Below are 22,114 nucleotides of genomic sequence, written 5' to 3'. Positions count from 1 at the left end.
GAGTGGTGAGTGCAGCTGTACTTCACGAACAAGCGGAAGGTGTGGAAGGTCGGAGAGGTGGCCGGCTTGCCGTACGCCGAACTGGCCGAGCTGTTTGAGCGTCGGCGCCTTCCGGCCGGTACGCCGGTCTTGCTCGACGGGGCGATGCGCCCGGTGGAGCCGTTGTCGACGTGGTTCCGGTCGATGGCTCTGGACCGCATGGACGCGAAGACGATGAGGTCGTACGCGTACACGCTCTTGACGCTGCTCCACTTCCTCATGGCCCGGGGCCTGGACCTGCTGTCGGTCACGGAGACGGACATCAAGGAGTTCCGTCTGTGGCGACTCGAGCAGGCCGAGGAGACGGTCGAGGAGGTGTCGTTTGACCGTGACTCGGCAGCGATCGGCACCTTCTACAAATTCTTAAAGGACAAGGGCTATATCGCACATCGGCCCTGGCGCTCGGCTGGGAAGCGGGAGTCGCTGGGCAGCGGGATCAGTCGTGACCTGCGTGTTCGCCACATGGAGCTTGAGCAGTACCTGTTCCTGCGGGACGTGGGGTTCGGCGGTCTGACGCCGGACGCCAGTTTGGACGAGTCGTTCGGGGGCTGGTGGCCGCACCGCAACCGAGCCTCCAGTGAGCTCGCGCTGATGACCGGGATGCGGATTCAGGAGTGGGCCACGCTGCTGCTGCCCGAGCTCGGTCTGGAGAACGGGCAGCGGCCTCCGACGGCGGACGTCGAGCTCGCTGCCTGCGCAAAGTACAAGCGGCCGCGCACGGTCTACGTCCCGAGGGACCCGATGGAACTGCTCGACCCTTACCTGCTGATCGAGCGTCCGGAGATCGTGGCCAGGGCACAACGCACGCTGCGGCGCCGCCATCGGGACCTGTTCGTGGTCCAGCGTCTGGAGGCCGACGGCACAAAGGTCCGCGGGATTCTGGAGGGCCGCACGGTCGTCCGCTCGATCAAGGACATGGCCCCGGACCTGCGCCGCATCGCCGTGCTGGAGACCGGCGACGGCCTGGACCCGCTGGCGGTGTTCATCGGCCGGGGCGGGCGGATGCTCACCTTCTCCGGCTGGGACCGGGTCCGCTGGCGGGCCTGGGACCGGATGCAGATGTGGGCCGCCGAGGAGGCCGCCCCGCAACTGCCGCGCCAGTGCTGGCTCTACCACGACCTACGTCACACGTTCGCCCTGCGACTGCTGATCTTCCTCACGCGCGAGGCCCTCAACGACATCCAAGCTCAGGAACTTCCGATGTCGACGCTGCTGGACCACATGGTCGGCAACCCTCTGCTGACAGTTCAGCGCAGGCTCGGTCACGCCCGGCCATCCACGACCTACCGGTACATCCGCTACCTGAAGGACCCGATGCGGGAGGTCGACGACGCCTTCCGTGAGTGGACGGCCGCCGGCGGCGCCTCCTACGTCACCATCGCCCGTCATCTGCTGGATCTTGAGGAGCACGGCCATGCCTCGCAGGGGTGAGTACAAGAAGAGTTTTCCCGCGCCGAAGCCCCGGGCGCCCGAGCCCGGACGGATCGGGATCCGTGAGGTGGTCGCCGCGGAGGGCAACGGGGACAAGGCAGTCGTCTCGATCGACCCGCAGTCCTTCACCTGCACCACCGTGGCCGCCGAACTCGCAGACGAATGGTTGGAGTTGATGACATCGGCCACGTTCTCCCTCGGCGGGGTCCGCGGTTACCGCCGGACGGTGGTCGCTTTCTGTGAGCACGTCGACGCCACCGTTCCCCGGGCGGCGAAAGCGTCGCTGGCCCTGGGCGAGCCGGATATGCATTTCGCGGTGACCGAGTGGCTGCGGCTGTTGCCGTCGCGCTACAAGACGGGGTCGCGGGAGCCGGGCTGGAGCGCGGGCCGGCTGCGGTCCCTGATCGCCCGACGCATCGAGCATCCGGACCGCAAGGTCGCCGGTTATCTGCACGGCTGGGTCACGGGCTCGCTCGGCTTGCGCCGCGGCCAGACCGAGGAGCTCGATGAGTTCACCCGCCCGGACAAGCAGAAACTCGTCCGGGCGGCCTGGGCCGACCGGCTCGCGACCGAGACGAGGATTCGCAACGGGCGGGCCCTGGCCGAGAGCGGGACGGACCCGGCCGACGGTGGCTGGTTCGTCCCGGCCAACCTGCTCTGGGCGATCTTCCACGACGCCTGGTCGTGCGAGGAGATCGCCGAACGCCTGCCGCGGTGGGCGGACATGCCGTCGGCCCTGCATGATCTGCTGCCGGCCGATACCCCGATGAACGTGGGCAAGCGGCGGCTGCTGCGCTATCTCGTCCGCCAGCTCTACCCCCATAACCTCGACCTGCACAGCTACCGAATCTTGCTGATGGCCGCGACCGGGCGGGCCTCCGAAGAGGTATCCGCGCTCAACGAGGACGATGTCGAATTCGGCCCCCGCAGTGTGATGATCGACTTCTCCAAGGGGCGGGCCCGCGCCGAGATGCGCCAGGCCTTCAGCCTCCAGAACACCGCTGCCGTCCTGCACCCCAGCAAGCCCCGCCTGGACGCCGCCGAGATCATCCAGGGGCTGCTGGGCCTGACCCGGCCGCTGGCCGAGCGGGCCGCTATCACCCCCGTCCCGCTGTTCCTCAAGGGCGCCATCTCGACCTACTCCCTGACCATCCGACCGTTCGACGGATGCATGCAGGAGGCGACGCTCACCAGCTGGATGGCCGACCACAATGTGTCAGTGTCTGGGCTGGTCGACATCCGACGGATGCGCAAGTCCGGCAAGGTCGAGAAGGCCATCGCCTTCAAGGGCCGGGTCAGCGACATCGCCGATGACCACTCCGTGGAGACCTTCCACAACCACTACGCGCACGGCACCACCTTGCGGGTAATCGCGGGCAACGTCATCACCACCGCCCAGCAGCGCTGGTTCGACCGGGCCCTGAACGGCCCGGTCGTCCTGAGTACGGAAGCCGAACAGTCGCTCCAGGAGCCGGGATCTGCTGCCAGCTTGGGGCTGTCCGCTGATGATGTCGAACGGCTACGGGCCGGCCAGCTCGACATGGGGGTTTCCAGCTGCAAGAACCCCTTCGACTCGCCCTACGGGCGGACCGGGCAGCTCTGTCCGGTCGCGCCGACCCGCTGCCTGGAATGCCGCAACGCATTCATCCTGCCTTCCAACCTGCCCCAGCTGCTGCTGTTCGCCGCCCATCTGGAACAGCTCCAGCTGCGGCTGTCACCGGCGCACTTCCACGCACTCTGGGGGCAGAGCCGCGTCAACGTCCGCGCGGCGATCGACGCCCGCACCGACGCCGAGATCGCCCTGGCTCGTCAGCAGATCACCGACGACGGTCTCACCTTGCAGCTTCCGCTCGCCTCACACGTGGAGTTCGACGCATGACCGGCCCCCAGCCCCTGCCGCAACGCAGCTCGATCTTCCGTGACGACGAGCCGGTGATTCAGTCCCAACCGCTGTTGGACGGCGGCCAATCGCCGCTGTTCAGCACCATCGACCGCTTGGACTTCAACGGCGTACTCAAACGGCCTGCGAACCAGGGCAAGGCGAACATGCGGGTTCTTCTGCACGGGATGAGCCCGGAGTGGAACCTCATGGCACGCGAGCTGGCCATGATCTGGTTCAACCCGCGCCACCCCGCCATCCTGGCCCGCGGCATCCACCTGCCGGCCGACTCACTGACCGTCAGTACCGTCCGCCTCCGCGTCGGCTACCTGCGGTCCATGACGACGTTCAAGACCGAGCACGGACTGCCTGCGGACATCACCGAATGGAGTGACGCCGACTTCAAGGCCTACATCGACTACCGCTGCGAAGTCACCGAAGTCAGCAGCGCCGTCGATCACGTCGTACTCATCAAGGCCCTGCACCAGTTCCGTGGCGCCCTGGCCTGCGGTGGGCTCCGACGCGACCCATGGCCGGGCCTTGCCGCCGCCCAGGTTCTTGAACTCCCCGAGACCGACCAGCTCAAGACTCGCGCGATCGCACCCGAGGTCTGGTTCCCACTGCTCCGTGCGGCCTGGACCTACATCAGCGTGTTCGGCCCGGACATTCTCCGGGCCCGCGCCTACTGGCAGTCGGTACACGCCCGTGCCCGCCGGATGAGCGTCCCCGAAGCCGAACACCTCTTTGCGCGCTGGCTGAGCAACCCGGACAACCGCGTCCCTCTACATCGCACCGGGACGTCCCAGGGAGTGATCAACTGGTCCTTGCTGAGCCACATGATCGACTTCTGGCCGAATAAGCAGCAATTCTTCAAGGCCGCCTCATCCACCGGCCTCGCCCGTCGGGCGAAGGTCGAGCAACTCGTCGCCGAGGGCCGCACCCAGCCCGGTCTTGGATTCCTTACCGAAGTGGACCGCCCGGACGGCAGCCGCGGCCCCTGGCACGCAGCCCTGCAGCCACGAGACCTGTGGATCGAATGCGTCGCTCTGCGCAATGCCTGCTACATCTTCGTTGCGGCGGTCTCGATGATGCGCGACAGCGAAATCCGCGAGGTCCTCAAGGGGTCCGTCGTTGAGTACTTCGGCACCCCGGCGGTGAAGTCGATCAAGCGCAAGGGCGACGCGGACCTGCCCGCCAAGTACTGGTGGCTCATCCGACCTGCAGCCACGGCCATCGACACGGCCACCCAGTTGTCCATGCACGACGAGCTTGCCTTCGCCGGCGTCCGGCCGAACTGCGCGGGCGAGATGTTCGAGAGCAAGCAGGCGATCACCGACTTCATCGCCAGGGTTAACCGCACCCGCCACCTCACCGGCTTGGACGAGATCCCGGTCGAAAACGTCACCCCGCACATGTTCCGCAGGACCATGGCCATGCTCACTCACGACTTCCCCGGCTCGGAGATCGCGGTCGGCATGCAGCTCAAGCACGCCGCCACCCGGGCCCTGGCCAACCGCACCACCCAGGGCTACATGGCGAAGGATCCACGCTGGGCGGAGTATTTCGACGAGGCCCTCGCCGAGCGACGCTTTGAGCGGCTGCGGGAACTGTTCGACGCCGACAGCCGGGGCGAGACTATCGGCTTCGGGCCTGGCGCCGACCGCATGCGCGAGGCATTCGCCGCCGTCCGCAAGAAGGCTGAACAGCTCCGCGAGACCGGTCAGGCCCGACGCGGCGACATTCGCGTTGAACACGGACTGCTCCGCCGCACCCGTTTCTCGATCCGCTTCGGCAAGCTCAACCACTGCACCATGAACGACGACGACCCCGAGGGCGCGAAGTGTCTTGAGGACACCGTGATCCCTCCCGGACACCGGGGGCCGCTTAACGAGCGCTGCCGCCCCTCTCGATGCGGCAACAGCATGATCGGCCCGGAGCACTTGCCCATCTGGAAGGCTGAGCGATCATCTCTGGCCAGACTGCTCGAATCAGACACGATCGCGCCGAACCACCGGGCCAGCCTCGCCGAACAGCTCCGCGACACCGACCTCGTGATCAAGAAGGCCAGCCAGTGACCGCCCCGACCGTCTCGCCAAAGACCGAGCAGACGCTGCGCGAAGCCATGGCACGGCTATTCGCAGGAACACCTCAGCGCACCGACGGCAAGCTCACCAAGAACAATCTCTGGCGCGAGGCTGGCGTCAGCCGCGCCACGATGAACCGTGCCACCACGGTCCTTGCCGAGTGGGACAACCATGTTTCCGAGTCCCCTGCAGAAGCCCAACGCCGCCAACACCTGGACGAACTAGCCGAGGCCCGCAAAAAGCTCCGCGAAAGCCGTCAGGAGTGCCGCCACCTACAAGATCAAGTCGACGCCGCCGCAACGGTGATCGCGACCCTCCTCGCGGAGACCGCGGCCTTGCGGGAACAGCAGGCGAACCGGACCGCCACGATCATTCCCCTCGGCCGGTCCCACGCCGCCCGCGAGTGAACCACCGGTGTGTCTCATGAGACACGTCAAGGACGACCGTCTGGGAGACCCGCGAGGCCGCCCGGGCCGACGTCTTCCGGTATATCGAGGTCGAATACAACCGCAGCCGGCTCCGCCGGCACCCCGACCACGGATACGTCACCCCGCTCGAAACGAGATCCCTGCTCAGGCAGAACCTCGCCCCGGCAGCGTAAACACCCGCTGTCCGACTCGCGGGGGGACCTTCACGTCGACGGGAAGATGGCGCCTACGTCATCTGCAGTGATGAGTCGCCCACGCGAGGGAGCGAGCAGCTTGCCCAGCCAGCGGTCTTCTTGTGGCAAGAGCGATTCGATCTTCGTACGGGCTGCACCACGCGCTTCAGCGTTGTTGCCACCGCAGAGTGCGTCGTACTGGCGGAGCCGGTCGGCCAGCACGTCGTAGAGCCTCACCGCCGCGCCGTGGTTGACCAGCACGATCTTGTCGTGAGCCGCTTCGGCTGCGTCGTCCTGGGTGGTGGTCGCCGGGGTGAGCAAGCAGCCGAAGATGCGGGTCTTCGCAGAGCGCCTGGTCTCGACCTCGATTTGCCCGAGCAGCTGGTTCACGTCGCCGCGGTTGAGCGGATGGGGCTCACCCTCTGGGACGGTCTTGACCTCCCAAACGCGGCGCTCGGCCCGCTTGACCGTGGACCACGTCCAGCGACAGTCCGTAGCACTCTGTTCCTTCCTCGGAGGGCGTTCGCCGATGGCACCTACGAGGCGGGCAAGTCTGGTCAATCCTTCGCATTGCTGATCGTGGCTACCGTTGAGCAGGGCGCGCCCTTCGGTCAGGACACGGTCGAGTCGAACACCTGCTTCACGCCGCCACTCGTCCCACACGAGGAAGAACCGGTCGGTGTCATCAGCAGTGTGTTTGTAGCCTTCCAGGTCGGCGACGGTGCGTGCCAGGCGGCGGAACCAGGTGGTCCGGGGCCCACCGGCGATGGCGTCCTCCAGAGCTGTGCGCGCGGCGACTCGGTCTTGAGGGCGCCCTCGGTCGAAGTGGGCGTGGGCCTCCACGTAGCGCCAGAACGCTGCGTGCTCGGTTTCTCCGGCCATGGCGAGTTGGGTGGCTGCTTCGCCCGCTTTCTGGGCCGCTCTCGCGTGGTCGCCGAGCCAGAGGTCGGTCGCTGCGGAGACCTCGGCGTCGGCGCTGGAGACGTCGCTGTTCCCGCCGGCGTTACGGCCAGGCCGGGGCCTGCGACGAGGACCCGTTTGGGCGGCGGCTTCGGCAACTGCGGAGGGCTGGGCTGCTGGTTGCCAGAAGCTGGCGCAGGCCCGCAGGGAGCCCTCCCAGCCTTGATCATAGATCTCCAGGGCAGCGCGGACGGTGGGTTCGGTGCCTGCGGGAATCGACTTACGGACTGCCGGGTCGGCAAGCATCTGGGCGAAGCTCGGGTCCAGTCCGAGGTAGAGGGAGCGGTCAGTCTGTTCGCGGTTGGCGCGGCCCAGCGCCTGGGTGACTCGTTGGCCGACGCGGTGGCGCATGAAGCTGGCGTCGCCAAGGTAGGCAACGACAAACCGTTCGAACTCGCTGCTGGCCTGCGGGACCGTGGTGATGATGACCAACCTGCAGAGGTCGCCCGCGAGGTCGAGCCCGTCGTACCGGCCTGCAGTGATCAGGTGGCCGCTTGCGACGCCGCTCCAGGTCTCGACCATCGAGTCATCGCCGGGACGAAGACGGTAGACCTGCTGCCCGGAGGCCCTGAGGGTCTCCTGAAGGGTGTCGGCCTCCGCGTGGCTGGCACACAACCAGGCTGCTCGGCCGCCGGCCGCATAGGTTTGGGCGAGGGCCCAGCCGAGGACGTTCGGGCCGAAGGGGTGCTCGGCGCTGGGGTTAAGTACCAACAGTCGCTCGCCCGTCGCGCCAGACGGCAGCGGCGTGGCGGTAGTCAGGCGGGTGATCGGCTCGCCACCGACTCGCCGCTGGAGGTCGTCCATCGAGCCAAGCGTGGCCGACAGGTAGATGCGCTGCTTGGCTCGGCTGTACTGGGTGTTGAGGGCAGTCGGAGGATGGTACGGGCGGATCTCGATGCCAGAGGGACCGATGAGGATGCCGCATTGGGTGAGGTGGTCGCGGACGGTGGGCCAGACGTACCGCACCTCGTCCTTGCGCTCGTGTTCCGTGACGAGTGGTGACGCCTCAATTGCGTCACGCGTCGGACCTGCGATCGCGTCCCAGTCCCGGAAGGACAGCAGTTCGGGTGGAGTGCCGGGCTGGGCAGTGCCGTCGAGCATCGCCCGCAGGCCGGGATATGCGTCGGTGTGCGCCACCACCAGCTCGCAGATCGTCTGGTAGAGCTGGCGAGCGGGACCAAGCTTGTCGGGGATGCGCAAGGTCTGCAGCCCGCTGAGGGGCTGCTCGGCGAGATGGGCGTCATCGAAGATGACCAGGTCGGCGGGCTTCGGGATGGGGCTGCTGTTGAAGTAGACCCAGTAGTTCATCACACCGACGGCCTGGGCCTGGTGGTAGTCGTCGAGTTTGGCGCCGCCGTAATCCCTTGAGGCAAAGCGGACGACATCCAGTCCCAGTACTTCGGCTTCCTCTTCAACCCGCTCGGCGAGTTGCCGGGTGCCGGTCAGGTAGGCCACTGACCACCCGCGTGAGAGGGCATGATCGGCGATCAGCAACGCCAGCAGTGTCTTGCCCTCGCCGGTGGGCATTTCAATGGCCAGGTCTCTAGTGTCGAGGTGCTGCTCCGCGTATGTCGCTAGGACTTGGCGCTGACCAGGCCGAAGCTCAGTGAACCTCGCCGATCCGAAATCTGCGAGATTCTGTTCGAAGTCCGGCTTCGCTGCGTATGCCACCGCTCGCTCCTCGCTCGTGAGGTGAGAACACTACGGTGCTGGGCGGTGACTCGGATGCTCCATTTCCCGTTCAAGGGCTGGGCGTTGGAATCATCTGGTCACCAAACGGGGCGCATGCCCGAGGCCGCCTCCGTTGTCGAGCAGGGTTCACGGCGCCGTCTTACTCCATGCCTCGGCGAAGTTCTTCGACGAAGATGCCGTCCTGTTCGCTCAGCCCGAGGTCGGCCCACGAGATGCCAACGCAGGCGAGCACCTCGGCCATTGTGGCCCGCCCGGGGAACTGGGCTTCGAGAGCGTCCAAGTCGCCCGAGCGCTCTGCGATGCGTTGCATGGCCGCCGAGTAGGCAGCTTCGGTGGCAGCCGCTTCATCGACCCGCTTACCGGCTTCCTCCATGGAGATCCGGGCATCAATCGCGTCTCCTTGAAAGACGTCCAAGGCCATGCTCACGACCTCCTGGACACCCAGATCGGGCCGCTCGGCGTGGATTTGGCGAAGTTTGTCCTCCAGGCGGAGCACGGAACTCTCCGGCAGGATCTCGCGCGCAGAGTGCAGGGTGCCGCCGAACTGGGCGTCGAACCGGCTAGTCATACCCGGCAATTTATCGGAACGGCGCGACCGCGGCGGCCTGATCAACGCCTCCGCCGCACGCTGTACGCGGCGGGACCCCTCACAGTGCGCGTACCTGCCACACCCGCAGGGGGTTGCGATTCAGGAGGACCTTGTCATGACCCAGTGGACCCCGAGGCCCAGCAACGTCGGCGGCGCAGACGGCACGTCCGGCTCCGGCCACTACGTCTCCGCGGGCGGCGCCTGCATGTTCACCGCGATGATCGTCGCCACAAGGAAACGACGTCCAAGGACGGCGCCGGATTCGGCCTGACGCTCCTGGCGCCGCCTAGCCCTTCAGTCGTAGATCAGCATGTGTGCTGCAGTTCGTCGATCAGCTGGGGCGGGTAACTGGCAGACATGCAGGCACAGTTGTTGGACGTGCCGCTGCTGGTCACGGACCAGGAGCGGGCTGAAGAGTTCTCTGACCAGCTGGAGTTGCTGCTGCTGGAGGTCGGCGGGGTCTTCCCGCGAGCAGATTTACGGCACCGTGCTGGGGCGTGCATCCGCGGGTTGCTGGCTCCCCTGTCCCGCAAGAACGGCTGGCAACTGTCGGAGTACAGCGGGGAGCTGACGCCGTGGGGGCAGCAGCACCTGCTGGACCGGGCTCGGTGGGACGCGGACGGGCTGCGGGACTTCGTGCGCCGCTACGTCATCGCCTCGCTGGCGGACGGCGGGGTGGGGGCCGGACCGGACGGGTGCGGGGTGCTGGTGGTCGATGAGACCGGGTTCGCGAAGAAGGGCCGGTCCTCGGCCGGGGTGGCCCGGCAGTACACCGGCACGTTGGGAGGGGTCTTCCCCTGCCAGGTCGGCGTGATGGCTGCCTGGGCGACCGGGGCCGGGCAGGCGCTGGTGGACCGGGAGTTGTACCTGCCCAAGGAGTGGTGTGAGGACCGGGCGCGCTGTCGGGCTGCACACATCCCTGATGAGCTGGGCTTTGCCACCAAGCCCAGGCTGGCCGAGCGGATGATCGACCGGATCCTGCCCGACCTCCCGACCGGGCGGGTGTGGGTGGCCGCAGACGAGGTCTACGGCCGCGACGGGGCCTTTCGCGCTTTCCTGGAGCGGAACCGCCTGCCGTACGCCGTCAACGTGCCGGCCGACCAGACGGTGCTGCCGCGCCCGGGCTGGCGGCACCTGGCCCGCCTGGTCGAACGCGTCGCGGGCGATCAGGACTGGGTCGAACTCGCGGCCGGCCCGAGCCAACTGGAGTCCCGTGCCTGGCAGTGGTGGGTGCGCCGCATCCCGGACCCCGACTCGGAGGTCGGGGAAGGGGCCTGGGCCCGGTGGGTGATCGTCCGCCGCCGCCCGACCGAACCCGACAAGCGGGATTACTACCTGGCCTGGGGCCCGCAGGAGACCGAGGTGCAGGAGCTGGTTCTGGTGCCCGGAGCGCGCTGGCGGGTGGAGGAGGCGATCAAGCTGGCCAAGTCGGCGGCCGGGATGGCCGACTACGAGGTGCGCTCCTTCCACGGCTGGTACCGGCACATCACCCTGGCGCAACTGGCCGCCGCCTTTCTGGTCGCCCAGGCCGCCGCAGCACGCGAACAGGCCACTCCCCGGCCCGGCGGGCCACCGGGGCAGAGAGGGGGAATTCCGTGGTCCCACCAGCCTCGATGACACCGCCCCGATCGCCTATACCGCCTACGAGGTCCGTCGACTCCTTGAGGTGATGGCCCCTCAGCCCGCACCGAAGGAGCGGATCCGGCACGGACTGCACTGGTCACGCTGGCGCCGCTGCCACCAGGCCCTCGCCCGTGCCTGTCACCGTCGACGCAACCACAGCCGCTCAGCCGCCCCCGGCACTCCGCGGCCCCCGCCGAACAGGACCGGGCAAACTACAGCGACGACACTGATCTACGACTGAAGGGCTAGGAGCGGCGCCCGCCTCACGTTCCAGCTCAGCTACGACGGCCGCGATGCTGACCACAGCACCTGGACCGGTGAGGCGCTGATCTATGCCGGGTCCGATAGCAAGTAGAGCGACCGCCCGCGGGTGGCCGGCACCTCCAACGGCGCTGCCCTTCAGAACGTCAACTACGTCATAGCGACGCAGAGGGAGCGAAGGAGGCGGAGATTATCATCGTCACCGGCCCGTACTCGGTGGCCCAAAAAAGCGGACACATGGCGTGAAGCCGGCTGGACCTTCCGGGCTCTCGGACGCCCCTGAGTGCCTCACCATTGCTGCGGACCGTCGGCCGAAATAGCTGGTCACGGGACTGCAGCTGCGTGGTTTGCAGAACCGGAGGGGCTGAAGGGGGTGTGAAACTGGCGACCTCGCGTAATCGGCTGTCGCGTATTCCTCGTCTGCTGAGGGCTCGGGGTCACCGTGAGTGGTCGCCGGGGACATAGTGGCGCCATGTTCCTCCGGCCTCTTCGGCAAGGCGGGCTGTGGTGTCGTGGTTGTAGCCGAGCATCCGGGCGACCACCGGGGCCGGGGCCTGGAGGGCGAGGTGGCGGATCGCCGCTGTGCGTCCTCGCTGGGTCGGGAAGCCCAGGTGGCGGAGCCGAAGTTCCAGAGTGCTCGGGGTCATAGGCTGTCCGGCCCGGCGGCCGGGGAAGAGCCATCGGGCGTCGGGGTTGGTCGCGGTCATGGTGTTCGGCCGCTGCCCCAGGTAGTCCAGCAGCATCCCGGCGAACGGGGCCGGGACGGGTGACGGCGGGTCGCCGAGCCGGACGAGGACTTCGCCGTCCTCGTGCTGGACGTCGTCGGTGCCGAGCCGTGCAATCCGTGTGAGCGGCTGCGCGTAGAGGAGGACGAGCATGGCAGCCACGCGGTCCTGGAGCGGGACGTCGTCGTGGGTCACGAGCTGTCGCAGCAGCGCGAGCCGCTGATGCTGGGCGATCGGAGCGGGGTTGCTCGTCGAGCGGTGGGGGACGGTGACGGCGGGCATCTGCTTGGAGCGCATGGCCCAGCGGAGGAAGGCGTGGGTGAGGCGCCGGGCGGTGTAGCCGCCTGCGTACCAGGTGTCGACATCGGTCTGGGTGCAATCGGCGAGGGTCCGTCCGCGCTCGGCGAGGTGGCCGAGGAAGGCGATCGCGAGGTGGAGCTCGCTTCGGGCCTGCTGGATCTGCTTGCCGGTGAGCGGGCCACGGCCGGCCAGGGTGCGGAGACGGCGTTGGATGTGCCAGGCGGCGAAGAGCTCCAGGAGCTTGCGGTGCTCGGGTTCGCTGACGGTCGGCAGCTTCTCGGCGAGCCACCGCTGGAACAGCAGCAACTGACGGTCGGCCGGTGGCAGGACGCCGCTCTGCATGAGCAGATCGCGCAGGTAGGCGACCGACCGCCAGGGTGTGAGCTGGCTCAACCCCTCATGGCTGAGCGGGACTTGGCCGCGAGCCAGAGCCCGCAGGTTCCGCTGGACGTGGGGATGGCTGGTCCAGGTCAGCCCGCCCCAGGGACGTTTCATCTGCCGGAGCGTGTCGAACAGCGGGAGGAGTTCGGGCCGGATGCTGCCGGTGCTGTCGTCGAGGAGTTCGTGGAGGCGCTCCGCCAGGACGCATCGGCCGCAGACTCCGCGGCGGTAGCGCCGTGCCTCCTGGCCGCACCGTTCACAGGTGAAGTCGCCGAGGCCGCCGGCGCAGTCGGTGCAGAGCTTGCCGCCGTCCGGTGCGAGGCCCGGGGTCAGCCGTTCGACGGCGCAGCCGGTGCAGGTCCCGTAGGTCTCCAGGGCCCGGGTGAAACAGCCCGAGCAGAGGTAACCCTCGGGCCAGTGGTGGGTCCCCAGCCGCACCGCCCGATGGCATCGCGCACAGAACAGGTCCTCGGCGCGGACGCGGGTGCGGCTCATCCTTCGGGCCGGATGCGGGCCCGCTTGGGACGGACCGCCGACAGGTCGACGACCGCGTCGCCGGTGGCGACCTTGCGGATGGTGGTGTTCTCCGCCTTGGTGGCGATCAGGTCGGCCGGGGTGCACTCGAAGATGTCGCAGAGTGCGGCCAGCACCGGCAGGGACAGCCGCTCGGGGGTGCCGGTGACCAGTCGGTGGACCTGGGAGAGGGAGAGGTTGATTCCGCGCTCGGCGAGCGGCGGGGCGAGCTCGCTGGTGGTGAACATCCCGGCGGCGGCCATCCGCTCACGCAACCGCCACTGGTAGCTGACCTGGCGTTTCATCAGGCCCTCCTCGCGGGCTTGAGCGCGGCCTCGATGGTGGCGTCCAGGGCCCGCCGCAGGGTGCGGGTGCGGAAGTCGGAGGACACGCAGGTGTAGATGGAGGTGGTGGACGCGTGGTCGTGCCCAGCCTGCTGCTGGACGAACAGCGGGTCCCAGCCGTCCTCGATCAGGTGGGTGACGTACGACCTTCGCAGCGAGTGGAGGTCCAGGACCGCATCCAGGCCGAGGTCGTCGCGGTAGGCGGCGAAGCGGGAGTCCAGCCGTTGCAAGCCGACCCGCCGGCCGCGTTCGGACGGCCACAGAGCGGGCCCGTCCGCGTGCCGCATGGCGGGCCTGACCTCACGGACCCACTGGTCGAGGATCTCGGCCGACCAGTCGAAGACGGTCAGCACGCTGCGGCGCTTTGGGGGCGAGCCCTTCTTGGCCTTGCCGTGGCGGACGTAGCAGACGCCGTACTCGCCGAACTCCGCCCCTTCTGGGTTGCGGCCGAAGTCGGCGGTGTCCAGCATCCGCGTCTCGTTGCGTCGCAGCCCGTAGGCGTACGCGGTCTTGAACAGCATCGCGTCGCGGAAGGCGGGCAGCCAGCCCTTGCGGCCGCGACCGCGGACCCGGCTCACCTCGTCGTCGGCGTGGTCGAAAAACGCCTGCAACTCGTCCCGGGTGAAGGCCCGCTTCGGGGACTCCGCCTCGCACTCCTGCATGTGCACGGCGGTGTTCCACTCGTGACACACCTGGATCGGATGGGTGCCAAACCGCCGCTCGCACTCAGCCGCCCAGTCATAAGCAGGGTCGGTGGCGTAGTCGCAGAACAGCCGCACCGCCTCCTGATAGCCGCGCAGTGTCGAGCGGACGCAGCCACGGACCGCCCGAAGATCGCCGAACCACTCGTCCGCCAGCGGTGAGGACCAGTTCCAAGGGAAGGCGTCCGCGTGCGTGGCGAATGCCCGCACCTTCCGCTCACGGCCGTTGATGGTCGACAGCGCGAGGTTCCGCGCCAGTTGCTGGTTGCGCCAGCCGTCCAGCATCGCCTCGAAGACCTGCTCCTCCGGCCGCAGCAGCGGCACCCCGTCGGCCAGCTGCAGCCGCACGGCCCCCGGTGCTGTCCCGTCCTTGCCCACCAAATCCGTCACGCTCCGTAGGTCGCATCTGACGCGAGAATCTCGCATCAGATGCGAAGCCCGGAGAGGAACGGCAGGTCAGCCATCCGATCGAGTGAAGCAGAACGACACGACCCCGGCCCTTCGACTACCGTCTGGGCAGGCATACGGCGGGGCCTCTATCCACTGATCAGCGGCTTCCCGATGCCCGTCCGGCCAACACGGCGCAGCATGCCTCCAGTTCGCATCAGATGCGATTCGCGTCGGTTCCGAGATACGCGGCAAAGGGGCAACGGGATGATCTTGAAGCCGTGAGTGCTCGTCGCCCGTCACCCATTCGGCGCAGTGTCGTTGGTGGTGGTCGCGACTTCTGGTCAGGCTTCTGCGCTATGCCTGTTCGAGAGCATTTCGCAAGGTGCTATCAGCATGGTCGTCGAGGGTTGTAGCGATCTTGCGCAGCTCGGCACGTCGTTCCGTGCTGCCTCTTTCGGTCAGAGTGTTAGCCCACGCTGTCTTTTGCGCGTCGGTGATTCCGACCGTCTCGTTGAACAGCGCATACAAGGCATACCAGCGCACTGAGTCGTTCTCGTCCTCGGACAGCGTCAGGAGAGCCTCGACAACTCTGGCCTCGGTGTGTTCCTCGTCGGCCAGCGCAGGAAGCGCGTCAGCTACCGAGAACCGGACGGGCTGTGCTGTGTGCGCCTGGTAACTGAGTACCAGATCGAGGGCCTCCTGGGCATAGTGGTAACCCAGTGCGGAGATCATCCATCCCAGAACCCAAGGGTCCGGCTCGTCGGGCATCTCCGCCAGGATGGCCTTGATGGTCTTCGTGGTGAACGGCCGGTGACCCGTTCCATCGTCGTGGCCCAACTCGCGCAGAATCCGTGCTCCCAGCTCTCGCTCATCCGGCGATTCGTGTGCCAGCAGACGAACCGCGCGTTCAAAAACATGGGAGGTCGGCCGGTGATGCAACGCCACCAGCGCCGGAAGGGGGTCGTCGTCTGTCTCCTCCGTGCTGACCTCGAACAGCGCTCTCTGGAACAGCTCGTCGTCCGTCGCTGCCTCGGCGTCATCGACTCCCATGCTGCACTTCCTTAGGTTTCCGATGAGTTGCACTCTCCTGCAGTCAGCAGGGGCGAAACTGTCTCTCCTACCGCCGCGCTGAGGAAATCTTCGAGGAGAACACCCGGCTGCTCGCCAACCCCTCGCCTCACCCGAGGACATCGAGGTCCTGGACGGCTGGACCCTCCACCGGCTCCGCCACAACACTTTGACCCACGACGCCGAGGACGGCACCTCCACCCTGATGCTGCTGGCCCGCTCCCGCCCCGCCTCCGTCCGCTCCCTGGAGCGATACGCACGGCCCGGCGTCGACTCGGTCGCCCGGCACGTTGCCGAACGCGACCCTGCTGCACGCCGCCGCACGTAAGTCCGAGCGGATCAGGGCTTCAAGATCATCCCGTTGCCCCTTTGGCGCGTATCTCGGTCACACCCCTGAAGGGGCTGACTTTTGCCCACTGGCACCTTCGAGACCAGCACCCCTTCGAGGGCGCCTACGCCGAGGCTCTGGCGAAGTTCTCCGTCGTCCTGGCCGAGCAGGTCCCGCTCAGAGCCGAATTCGCGCTTTTCTAAATTCCGGCATTATCATACGGCCGATACATCCCGTTTCCTCGCGGGATTAAGTCACGGTCTCCCGCCCCGCTCCGGGGTTGGGAGACCGTCAGCGGGGACGAATGAAATTGCTCTGGCCCCTTGTAACGCACGTCCGAACACCCGTGTGGCGCAATGGCCGCCATCTTAACTCACCCTTCAACAAGTTGAAGGAATCCAGTTGCCTTATCAGCGGAACTGGGTGGTTCTTCGGTGTCAGAAGCAGGCCCTAGGTTAATCCGAGGACGCGTCATTGTGGCTGTGGCGTACACTTGGTCGGCCAGTTCGGCAGGCAGGCCGGATCGTGCAACGATTTCGGTAAATGCCACACCGGTTTCCTCGCATAGGCGAACAGCCGACTCAAGGAGCGCAGGGGATTCGCGCGGGCCGAGATCGCAGGGTTCCGGGTCTCCATGTTGAGAGAGCGTCATCATTGCTCTCTTGTAGGTAGTGTCGCGAAATACGCCAATCGAGTGCGCGCGGTAAACAAGAGCCTTTAGCGAGGTGCCCCATCTACGTTTCAGGGAGTAGAGCGTCTCCCAGTCGAGGCGTCTGGGCAGTTCATCGGCAATCTCGGTGCGAGGCATCAAAAATTCGGCAGCGAAGTCGTGGGCCTGATTTTCTACAATCCTGCTGCCTGGTTCGGCATCTAGATGCATAATCAAGTGCCCTACTTCGTGAGCGACGTCGAAGCGGGAACGGGATAGGTCATTTTTAAGAGGGTTGCGGAAGATGAGCGGTCGGCTGCCATACCAATGAGAGAAGGCGTCGACCCGTTCTGAGGCTGGCGGAAGTTCCATGACTACGACGCCGTGTGCTTCCAGGAGTCGGGTGACGTGTGGCACGGGGCCGCTCTGCACGCCGAGGGCAGAACGAGCTTCCTGAGCGGCGGACGCAACGTCTGAGCGCGCCGGGTCCGGAGGCATCGGCAGTCGCGGCAGTACGACGGTCGGGAGTTCGACGTACTTCTCAACCGTAGTCACCAACTGCCAAGCGATCTTCCCAAATGCTAGAGCTTGATCCCGTTGAAGCTGAGTGGTTGCGCGGAGGCTGCGAAAGTGGGCAGCGCTCGGCATGGCTGGGTGGGGGTGCCCGCTCGCGAAGAAAGCGGCCGGCACGCCTAGCGCCATGGCAAGCTGAGCAACGGCAGAAGCCGACGGCCGACTCTGTGCAAGTTCGTACTGGCTCACTGCCGCAGGCGTGAGTCCCACTTGCTTGGCCAATTCGTTCTTACGCAGGCCACGCAACTGCCGTGCAGTAGTCAAGGATTGAGGGTCGAACGCGCGTGATGCGAACTCGGCCTCTCGCTGACGATGGTGCGTCGTGGACATCTTTAGAGTCTCAGTCTTCTGTGTTTTGCGTCTTCGGCTGCTCGTCCGGACTCTTCCGGCGACGCTTCAGATTGATCTTGGACTCGTCGAGGTCCGTGAAGTTCGGCTGTTCCTTCGAACCGCTTTCTTCCGGGAACCCTTCATCGTCGCGTGCTTGCTCGTCCGTGCCGGTCGGCCGCAAAGTGCCGGTCTGTCCCGGGGAGGTTGCGGCCTTACCGACTTCCTCGGTCTCGTCGGTCTTCTCATGTGTTCTGGGGGCTGGCAGTGACACCTGCAAGCCGTTATGCAGTTCCGCCGTCCCATCGAGCCAAGGAGACCCACCCGCCCGGTTGTCTCGAGGAAGGCCCAGCTCGATGACGCAGCCACCAGTCTCGGGGTCGCCCGTATGCATGATACGGACATGCCCCTGCGTGATCGCCGGGGCAAACGCCGAGTCCCATTCGGACGCCTCGCTCAGGGCGAGCTGAATGCCAGCGGAGCTGTTGGCCACAGCTCCACGCAGCCGCGGACCGCTTCCGTCCCAGCGGACCTTCTCCAGCGCCGCCGGGACCTTGTCAGACGTAGTGAAGCGAAACTTGTAGAAGCGCACCACCCACGGCCCACTGGTGATCTCGACTGCTCCACCCGCCACGATGCGAGCCGGGATTCCAGCCTGCACCAGGCGCAGATGAACCAGGTTGGCGATGTTCCGCCAGGTCTGCTGCCCAAACGTGCCTGCGTCGTCACCGAACTTGGGCTCGAAGCGGTCAGCGTTGGTTTCATAGACCTGCTGAGTGACTTCCTCAACGATCCCAAGCACGCCGTCTCGGCGCAGGTCTGTCATGGCTTGTCGCAGAGTCATATCCACGTGGAGAACATAGCAGAAGGCCGCCGTTCCTGCGTGAAAATCAAATCAAGCTGCATGTTGCGCCTCTGATCAAGCGACGGAGGGCGCCGTCTGGAAGGTGCGGTGCGGCAAGGACCTCACATCGGTGAACTCATACCTCGCGTCCTGCTTGGTGATACGGCCAGCGCCGTGGAATCCGCTGCAGACCGGACTCCACCCTAGCGTTCGCTGGCCTCGCACAACACGGAGGTTTGGCCTGACACAGGTTGGTCGCGCGCATCGCTCGCCAGCCAAACACCGCACCAAATGATCTTTTCGCGGTCCACCGACAGAGCATGCACGGCGAGCGACGCAGCCGTCCAACGTGCCCGTCTGACCGCCCGATGTCTCATGAGACATGACGAAGTCTGGAGAAACCTGGCTGTCGCAGCGCGTCCAGCGCGCGCATGGAGAATTCCGGTGCCTCGTCCAGGGACGGGACCTGTAAAACAAGTGGCTACGTCCAGTGAAGACGTGGTTTTAGGCGGCGTCGACGTCCCACGGGTCCGGATCCCAAAGGGCGTGAACCGTGATCTTGGTCTTGCCTGAGTTCTCAAGGCCGCGCACGCCCTGCGCGGTGCGCGTACATACGACTCGCCGGATGAGAGAGCGAAGAATCGCGTTCTTCTCCGCAGCGACGAGCGTGTCCCATTCCGCCAGCAGGCCGGCCGCAATGGGGATGAGCTTGGACCGGTCCGGGGCAACCTCGGCAACGGACGCAGCTTCGAGCGCCTCCGCCACGGCCTTCTTCTGTCCGAGCAGCTTGTCGCGCGCCTGCTCGAACACACCGTCGGTGAAAGCGTCCGGGTTCATGGCCCGGTCTACGGCGAGGTTCGACAGAGCGCCCGTGATGCGGGTGTGCTCCGCCTCCAGACGTGCCCGGTCACGTGCGAGTCGGACCTGCTTCCTGTCGTCGTCGACGGACAGGTCGACGGGTGACGACGGGGCCGCGTCCACCACTGCGGCGACTTCCCGGGCGAGCCACAGGTGCACGTCGTCCTCGACGAGAGCACGCTGCACCCATACCGGGCTGTCACACAGAGCGTGCCGCGACTGCCCGCACGCATACGCGTAACCGAGAACCTGCCCGCCACGACGCCGGGCCGATGTCGCGGCGGCACCCTTACGACAACCGCCGCAGCGCACCAATCCGGTAAGGGGGTACGAAGGGTTTCGGACCCGGGGCGCCATGGTGTGTCGCTCCGTGGCGTGCGCCTCGAACCGTTCCCACACTTCCGGTGTGATGATCGCTTCGTGCGCGCCGTCAATATGGATCCATCGCTTGCAGTTGCCCCCGTTGGCCGTGTACTCGCACCGGCAAGTCGGGTCGTGCACTCGTAGCATTCCGGCAGCGAATCCGCCGCGCATGTAGCGCCGCAGGCTGTCGTCGCGCCACGGGTTGCCGTCCGCAGTGCGGTACCCCAGGTTCGACAGCCACCCGGCGAGTTGGCCGTACCCGTCGGGGCGCGGCTGACCGTCGCCGAGCTTGCGCGCGAACAGGGTCTCGATGTGCTCGCGCGCGGCTTCGTCGACCTCGTACCGCTCCTCCTGCAACGTCCACTCACCGCGCAACGTGGGGTGAGGGATGCGCCGGGGATACCAGATGTAACCGAGCCGCTTGCCGCCAGTCGCCGGTAGGCCGTGCGCGCGGCGCCACTGGTGCGTTTCCTTCCACTGCTCGCCTGCCCGGTCGCTCTCGAACGTGGCGAGGTCGAACAAGATACGTCGGTTGAACCGTCCTACTGCGGTCCGGGCGTCGACGTCCTCGGTTGCCGACGCGAGGTCTCCGCCGGCGCGCTCGACCCTGGCGAGGTTGACTGCGATACCCACGTCGTTGCGACCGAACCGGGAGAACTTCCATACGACGATTCCGCGAATGCCGCCGCCCTCCACGCGGCGAATGGAACCCATGATCTTGCGCTTGAAGTTGCGGCCGGATACGTCGGGATCCTCGACCCACTCGACGACGCGCCGCCGGGAGTCTCGGCGCTCCCATGCCTGTATTGCTGCGCGCTGGAGGTCAAGGGAAATCTTGTCCTCCCGCCATGTGGAAACGCGTAGGTACGCGATCCACTCCTCTTCTTCTATGGCTGTGGCGTTCAACGTGCCTTTCGTTCCCCTCCGTGGTGTTCCGCAGTCCGGTCGTTGGCCTGCGGTACTGAGTACAGGCGGTGCACGGTCGCGGCGCCGGGGGTGGCGCTCGCGCCGTCGCTCGGCTGCGGCGGGGGGATAAGCAGGCCACGGGCGGCGTGGTCGAGTCCAAGCCGGTAACCCTCTCGGCGGATGGCTTCCTTGTCTTCTGTGGTCATGTGGTGTTGGCGCCGCACCCGGGCCAGGATCACGAACGGCAGTCCCGCGAGGGCGACGCCGGCGCCGATGTCCGCCATGCGTGGCCGGTCGCCCTTGGCGGACGCGACCGCGAGCAGGACAAGGCCGATGACGAATACGGCGTAGGCGACTGCTGCGGCGGCCTGATCGCGCGTGATGTGCATGTGGTGCGGCTCCTTGCTATCCGTTGGCGCTGCGCTCGTCCGTCTCGACTGCTCGAAGCCCGTTCACCATCCGTTCGAACGCCTCGATACCTTCGGGACTTGTGATGCCGAGTTCGGCCGCGGCCTCTCTCGACGTAATGGGGTTGGGGTTGATAGGTCGCAGGTTGGCGAGGTCTTCCTGCTTGACCACGCCGGCCCGAACCAGGATTTCCGGGAGTCCGACCCGTAGGGCTACCGCCAGCGCTTCGAGGGTCCGCGTGTCTGGGAGCCCGTCAGCGCGCAGGAGGCGCGAAACGGTCGGGGCACTGAGGCCCGCGTCTTGGGCGAACTTCTTCTGTCCGCCTCGTTCCGGGTATCCGAGCCTGGTCATCATCTCTCGGAGCCACGCGGCAAAGGTTTCGGGCGTGTGCTGCTTCGGCGCATCTTGTGTCATGCGTGAAAGATATCGCGCGTGAAAGATCCGCACGACTGGTACCGGGTTTTGGCATAGTCCACCCCTCCCCCGTTCCTTCATGCAGCGACGCCAGGCCCGTTCCGCTTCGAACAAACCTTCGATCCGAGCATAGGGCCCGGGCTTCCTTCCTGTCACTCCCGTAACGAGATCAACACTGTCCGACAGGACGCTGCCCAGGTCCGGGGCGGTTCCGCCCGATTCTGCGACCCGGCATGCCCAAAAATGGTTGCCCTGCGAACCGATTTCACGTGTGAAATCTTCTGGTACGTTTCTTTCACGACAGAGATCGACCCCGATCGTGTCGTGAAAGGAACCGTCATGTCTTTCGCCCCCGCCGCCCTGGTCGCCGCCGCGCAGGCCAAGGGCGACCAGACGCCCGCCGACATGGCGCGGCGTATGGGCGTGCCGTACCTCGCCGTCTACCGGTGGGCCACCGGCCGCAACGCCCCCGGGCCGTCCGGCCTCGCTGCGATCGAGCGGACGTACGGACTCACCACCGCCGCCCTGATGCGAGAGGACGCCGCCGCATGAACACCGTGATCACCCGCGAGCAGGCCGCCGCCAACGCGCGCCGTGTCCTCGACCGCGCCCGGGCCCGCCGCGACGCCCTGCCGATCCGGGAGGCCGCCGAGCAGGCCGCCGTCGGCTCGTTCCAGAGCGCCGACGAAATCGAACTGACCCTGCGCCGGCTCCGCCGCGCGGCCCGCGTCGAGCAGGTCACGACGCCGAGGGCCCCGGCCGCTCACGCCGCCTGACCCACGAAAAAGCCGCCCCGGGTGCGACCGGGGCGGCGAGAGACACCCCCGTACACGGCACGAGAGGTCCCGTCATGAACCGTACTC

Annotated in this window: 21 protein-coding genes and 1 pseudogene; 11 read left to right on the top strand and 11 right to left on the bottom strand. The window is 66.7% G+C overall.

The features are described 5' to 3' along the window. Positions 1 to 9 precede the first annotated feature (9 nt). The 5 genes and pseudogenes from ABTZ94_RS11665 to ABTZ94_RS37810 form a co-directional block, all read left to right on the top strand. Positions 10 to 1,470 (top strand): tyrosine-type recombinase/integrase, encoded by a 1,461-nt coding sequence (locus tag ABTZ94_RS11665; protein WP_351199968.1) that lies wholly within the window; start codon positions 10 to 12, stop codon positions 1,468 to 1,470. Further along, on the top strand, positions 1,454 to 3,349 hold the full coding sequence (locus ABTZ94_RS11660) for a hypothetical protein (RefSeq protein ID WP_351199966.1): 1,896 nt from the start codon (positions 1,454 to 1,456) through the stop codon (positions 3,347 to 3,349). The genes ABTZ94_RS11665 and ABTZ94_RS11660 overlap by 17 nt, the downstream gene beginning before the upstream one ends. Further along, positions 3,346 to 5,424, top strand: coding sequence for a hypothetical protein (locus ABTZ94_RS11655; RefSeq protein ID WP_351199964.1), 2,079 nt, complete (start codon positions 3,346 to 3,348; stop codon positions 5,422 to 5,424). Before ABTZ94_RS11660 ends, ABTZ94_RS11655 begins: the two co-directional genes overlap by 4 nt. Further along, positions 5,421 to 5,840 carry a hypothetical protein gene (locus tag ABTZ94_RS11650; protein ID WP_351199962.1) on the top strand — a complete coding sequence of 140 codons (420 nt, stop codon included), beginning with the start codon at positions 5,421 to 5,423 and terminating at the stop codon, positions 5,838 to 5,840. Before ABTZ94_RS11655 ends, ABTZ94_RS11650 begins: the two co-directional genes overlap by 4 nt. Before the next feature lie 50 nt (positions 5,841 to 5,890). Next, positions 5,891 to 6,034: pseudogene (locus tag ABTZ94_RS37810) on the top strand (hypothetical protein); the annotation flags it as partial. Positions 6,035 to 6,064: 30 nt separating this feature from the next. On the opposite strand, the gene ABTZ94_RS11645 reads toward ABTZ94_RS37810, so the two are convergent. Together ABTZ94_RS11645 and ABTZ94_RS11640 are read right to left on the bottom strand one after the other, a co-directional pair. Continuing rightward, positions 6,065 to 8,665 (bottom strand): DEAD/DEAH box helicase family protein, encoded by a 2,601-nt coding sequence (locus tag ABTZ94_RS11645; protein ID WP_351199960.1) that lies wholly within the window; start codon positions 8,663 to 8,665, stop codon positions 6,065 to 6,067. Positions 8,666 to 8,825: 160 nt separating this feature from the next. Then, positions 8,826 to 9,254 (bottom strand): hypothetical protein, encoded by a 429-nt coding sequence (locus ABTZ94_RS11640; RefSeq protein WP_351199958.1) that lies wholly within the window; start codon positions 9,252 to 9,254, stop codon positions 8,826 to 8,828. Positions 9,255 to 9,390: 136 nt separating this feature from the next. On the opposite strand from ABTZ94_RS11640, the gene ABTZ94_RS11635 reads away from it, so the two are divergent. Together ABTZ94_RS11635 and ABTZ94_RS11630 are read left to right on the top strand one after the other, a co-directional pair. Next, positions 9,391 to 9,546, top strand: coding sequence for a hypothetical protein (locus ABTZ94_RS11635; protein ID WP_351199956.1), 156 nt, complete (start codon positions 9,391 to 9,393; stop codon positions 9,544 to 9,546). Between the two features lie 86 nt (positions 9,547 to 9,632). Next, on the top strand, positions 9,633 to 10,892 hold the full coding sequence (locus ABTZ94_RS11630) for an IS701 family transposase (RefSeq protein WP_351199954.1): 1,260 nt from the start codon (positions 9,633 to 9,635) through the stop codon (positions 10,890 to 10,892). A 704-nt stretch (positions 10,893 to 11,596) separates the two neighbouring features. Here ABTZ94_RS11630 and ABTZ94_RS11625 read toward each other — a convergent pair. The 4 genes from ABTZ94_RS11625 to ABTZ94_RS11610 form a co-directional block, all read right to left on the bottom strand. Next, positions 11,597 to 13,060, bottom strand: a complete 1,464-nt coding sequence (locus ABTZ94_RS11625; RefSeq protein ID WP_351199952.1) for a site-specific integrase — start codon at positions 13,058 to 13,060, stop codon at positions 11,597 to 11,599. Beyond that, the gene (locus ABTZ94_RS11620) at positions 13,057 to 13,383 is read right to left on the bottom strand and encodes a helix-turn-helix domain-containing protein (RefSeq protein ID WP_351199950.1); all 327 of its coding nucleotides are present in this window, start codon (positions 13,381 to 13,383) and stop codon (positions 13,057 to 13,059) included. Before ABTZ94_RS11620 ends, ABTZ94_RS11625 begins: the two co-directional genes overlap by 4 nt. Then, positions 13,383 to 14,513 (bottom strand): tyrosine-type recombinase/integrase, encoded by a 1,131-nt coding sequence (locus ABTZ94_RS11615; RefSeq protein ID WP_351199948.1) that lies wholly within the window; start codon positions 14,511 to 14,513, stop codon positions 13,383 to 13,385. The genes ABTZ94_RS11620 and ABTZ94_RS11615 overlap by 1 nt, the downstream gene beginning before the upstream one ends. 354 nt (positions 14,514 to 14,867) lie before the next feature. Further along, positions 14,868 to 15,563, bottom strand: a complete 696-nt coding sequence (locus tag ABTZ94_RS11610; protein ID WP_351199946.1) for a HEAT repeat domain-containing protein — start codon at positions 15,561 to 15,563, stop codon at positions 14,868 to 14,870. A 187-nt stretch (positions 15,564 to 15,750) separates the two neighbouring features. Here ABTZ94_RS11610 and ABTZ94_RS11605 point away from each other — a divergent pair, with 187 nt between their 5' ends. Together ABTZ94_RS11605 and ABTZ94_RS11600 are read left to right on the top strand one after the other, a co-directional pair. After that, complete coding sequence (locus ABTZ94_RS11605; RefSeq protein ID WP_351199944.1) at positions 15,751 to 15,909, top strand: PmrA; 159 nt, start codon at positions 15,751 to 15,753, stop codon at positions 15,907 to 15,909. A 41-nt stretch (positions 15,910 to 15,950) separates the two neighbouring features. Then, positions 15,951 to 16,112 (top strand): hypothetical protein, encoded by a 162-nt coding sequence (locus tag ABTZ94_RS11600; RefSeq protein ID WP_351199942.1) that lies wholly within the window; start codon positions 15,951 to 15,953, stop codon positions 16,110 to 16,112. A 170-nt stretch (positions 16,113 to 16,282) separates the two neighbouring features. On the opposite strand, the gene ABTZ94_RS11595 is transcribed toward ABTZ94_RS11600, so the two are convergent. From ABTZ94_RS11595 to ABTZ94_RS11575, 5 genes are all read right to left on the bottom strand, one after another. Beyond that, positions 16,283 to 17,395, bottom strand: a complete 1,113-nt coding sequence (locus ABTZ94_RS11595) for an XRE family transcriptional regulator (RefSeq protein ID WP_351199940.1) — start codon at positions 17,393 to 17,395, stop codon at positions 16,283 to 16,285. A gap of 76 nt (positions 17,396 to 17,471) precedes the next feature. Further along, the gene (locus tag ABTZ94_RS11590) at positions 17,472 to 18,308 is read right to left on the bottom strand and encodes a hypothetical protein (RefSeq protein ID WP_351199938.1); all 837 of its coding nucleotides are present in this window, start codon (positions 18,306 to 18,308) and stop codon (positions 17,472 to 17,474) included. Positions 18,309 to 18,806: 498 nt separating this feature from the next. Beyond that, positions 18,807 to 20,429 (bottom strand): recombinase family protein, encoded by a 1,623-nt coding sequence (locus ABTZ94_RS11585; RefSeq protein WP_351199936.1) that lies wholly within the window; start codon positions 20,427 to 20,429, stop codon positions 18,807 to 18,809. Continuing rightward, the gene (locus ABTZ94_RS11580) at positions 20,426 to 20,818 is read right to left on the bottom strand and encodes a hypothetical protein (RefSeq protein WP_351199934.1); all 393 of its coding nucleotides are present in this window, start codon (positions 20,816 to 20,818) and stop codon (positions 20,426 to 20,428) included. Before ABTZ94_RS11580 ends, ABTZ94_RS11585 begins: the two co-directional genes overlap by 4 nt. Before the next feature lie 16 nt (positions 20,819 to 20,834). Further along, positions 20,835 to 21,251, bottom strand: coding sequence for a helix-turn-helix domain-containing protein (locus ABTZ94_RS11575; protein WP_351199932.1), 417 nt, complete (start codon positions 21,249 to 21,251; stop codon positions 20,835 to 20,837). Between the two features lie 339 nt (positions 21,252 to 21,590). On the opposite strand from ABTZ94_RS11575, the gene ABTZ94_RS11570 reads away from it, so the two are divergent. Further along, positions 21,591 to 21,803: a helix-turn-helix domain-containing protein gene (locus ABTZ94_RS11570; RefSeq protein WP_351199930.1), complete on the top strand. Its 213-nt coding sequence runs from the start codon at positions 21,591 to 21,593 to the stop codon at positions 21,801 to 21,803. Beyond that, on the top strand, positions 21,800 to 22,027 hold the full coding sequence (locus tag ABTZ94_RS11565) for a hypothetical protein (RefSeq protein ID WP_351199928.1): 228 nt from the start codon (positions 21,800 to 21,802) through the stop codon (positions 22,025 to 22,027). The genes ABTZ94_RS11570 and ABTZ94_RS11565 overlap by 4 nt, the downstream gene beginning before the upstream one ends. Positions 22,028 to 22,114: the final 87 nt, after the last annotated feature.

Origin of the sequence: Streptomyces sp. NPDC002785 (genome assembly GCF_040295565.1) — a bacterium.
In the GTDB taxonomy this organism is placed as follows: Bacteria; Actinomycetota; Actinomycetes; order Streptomycetales; family Streptomycetaceae; genus Streptomyces.
This window is presented reverse-complemented; position numbering and strand designations above follow the sequence as displayed.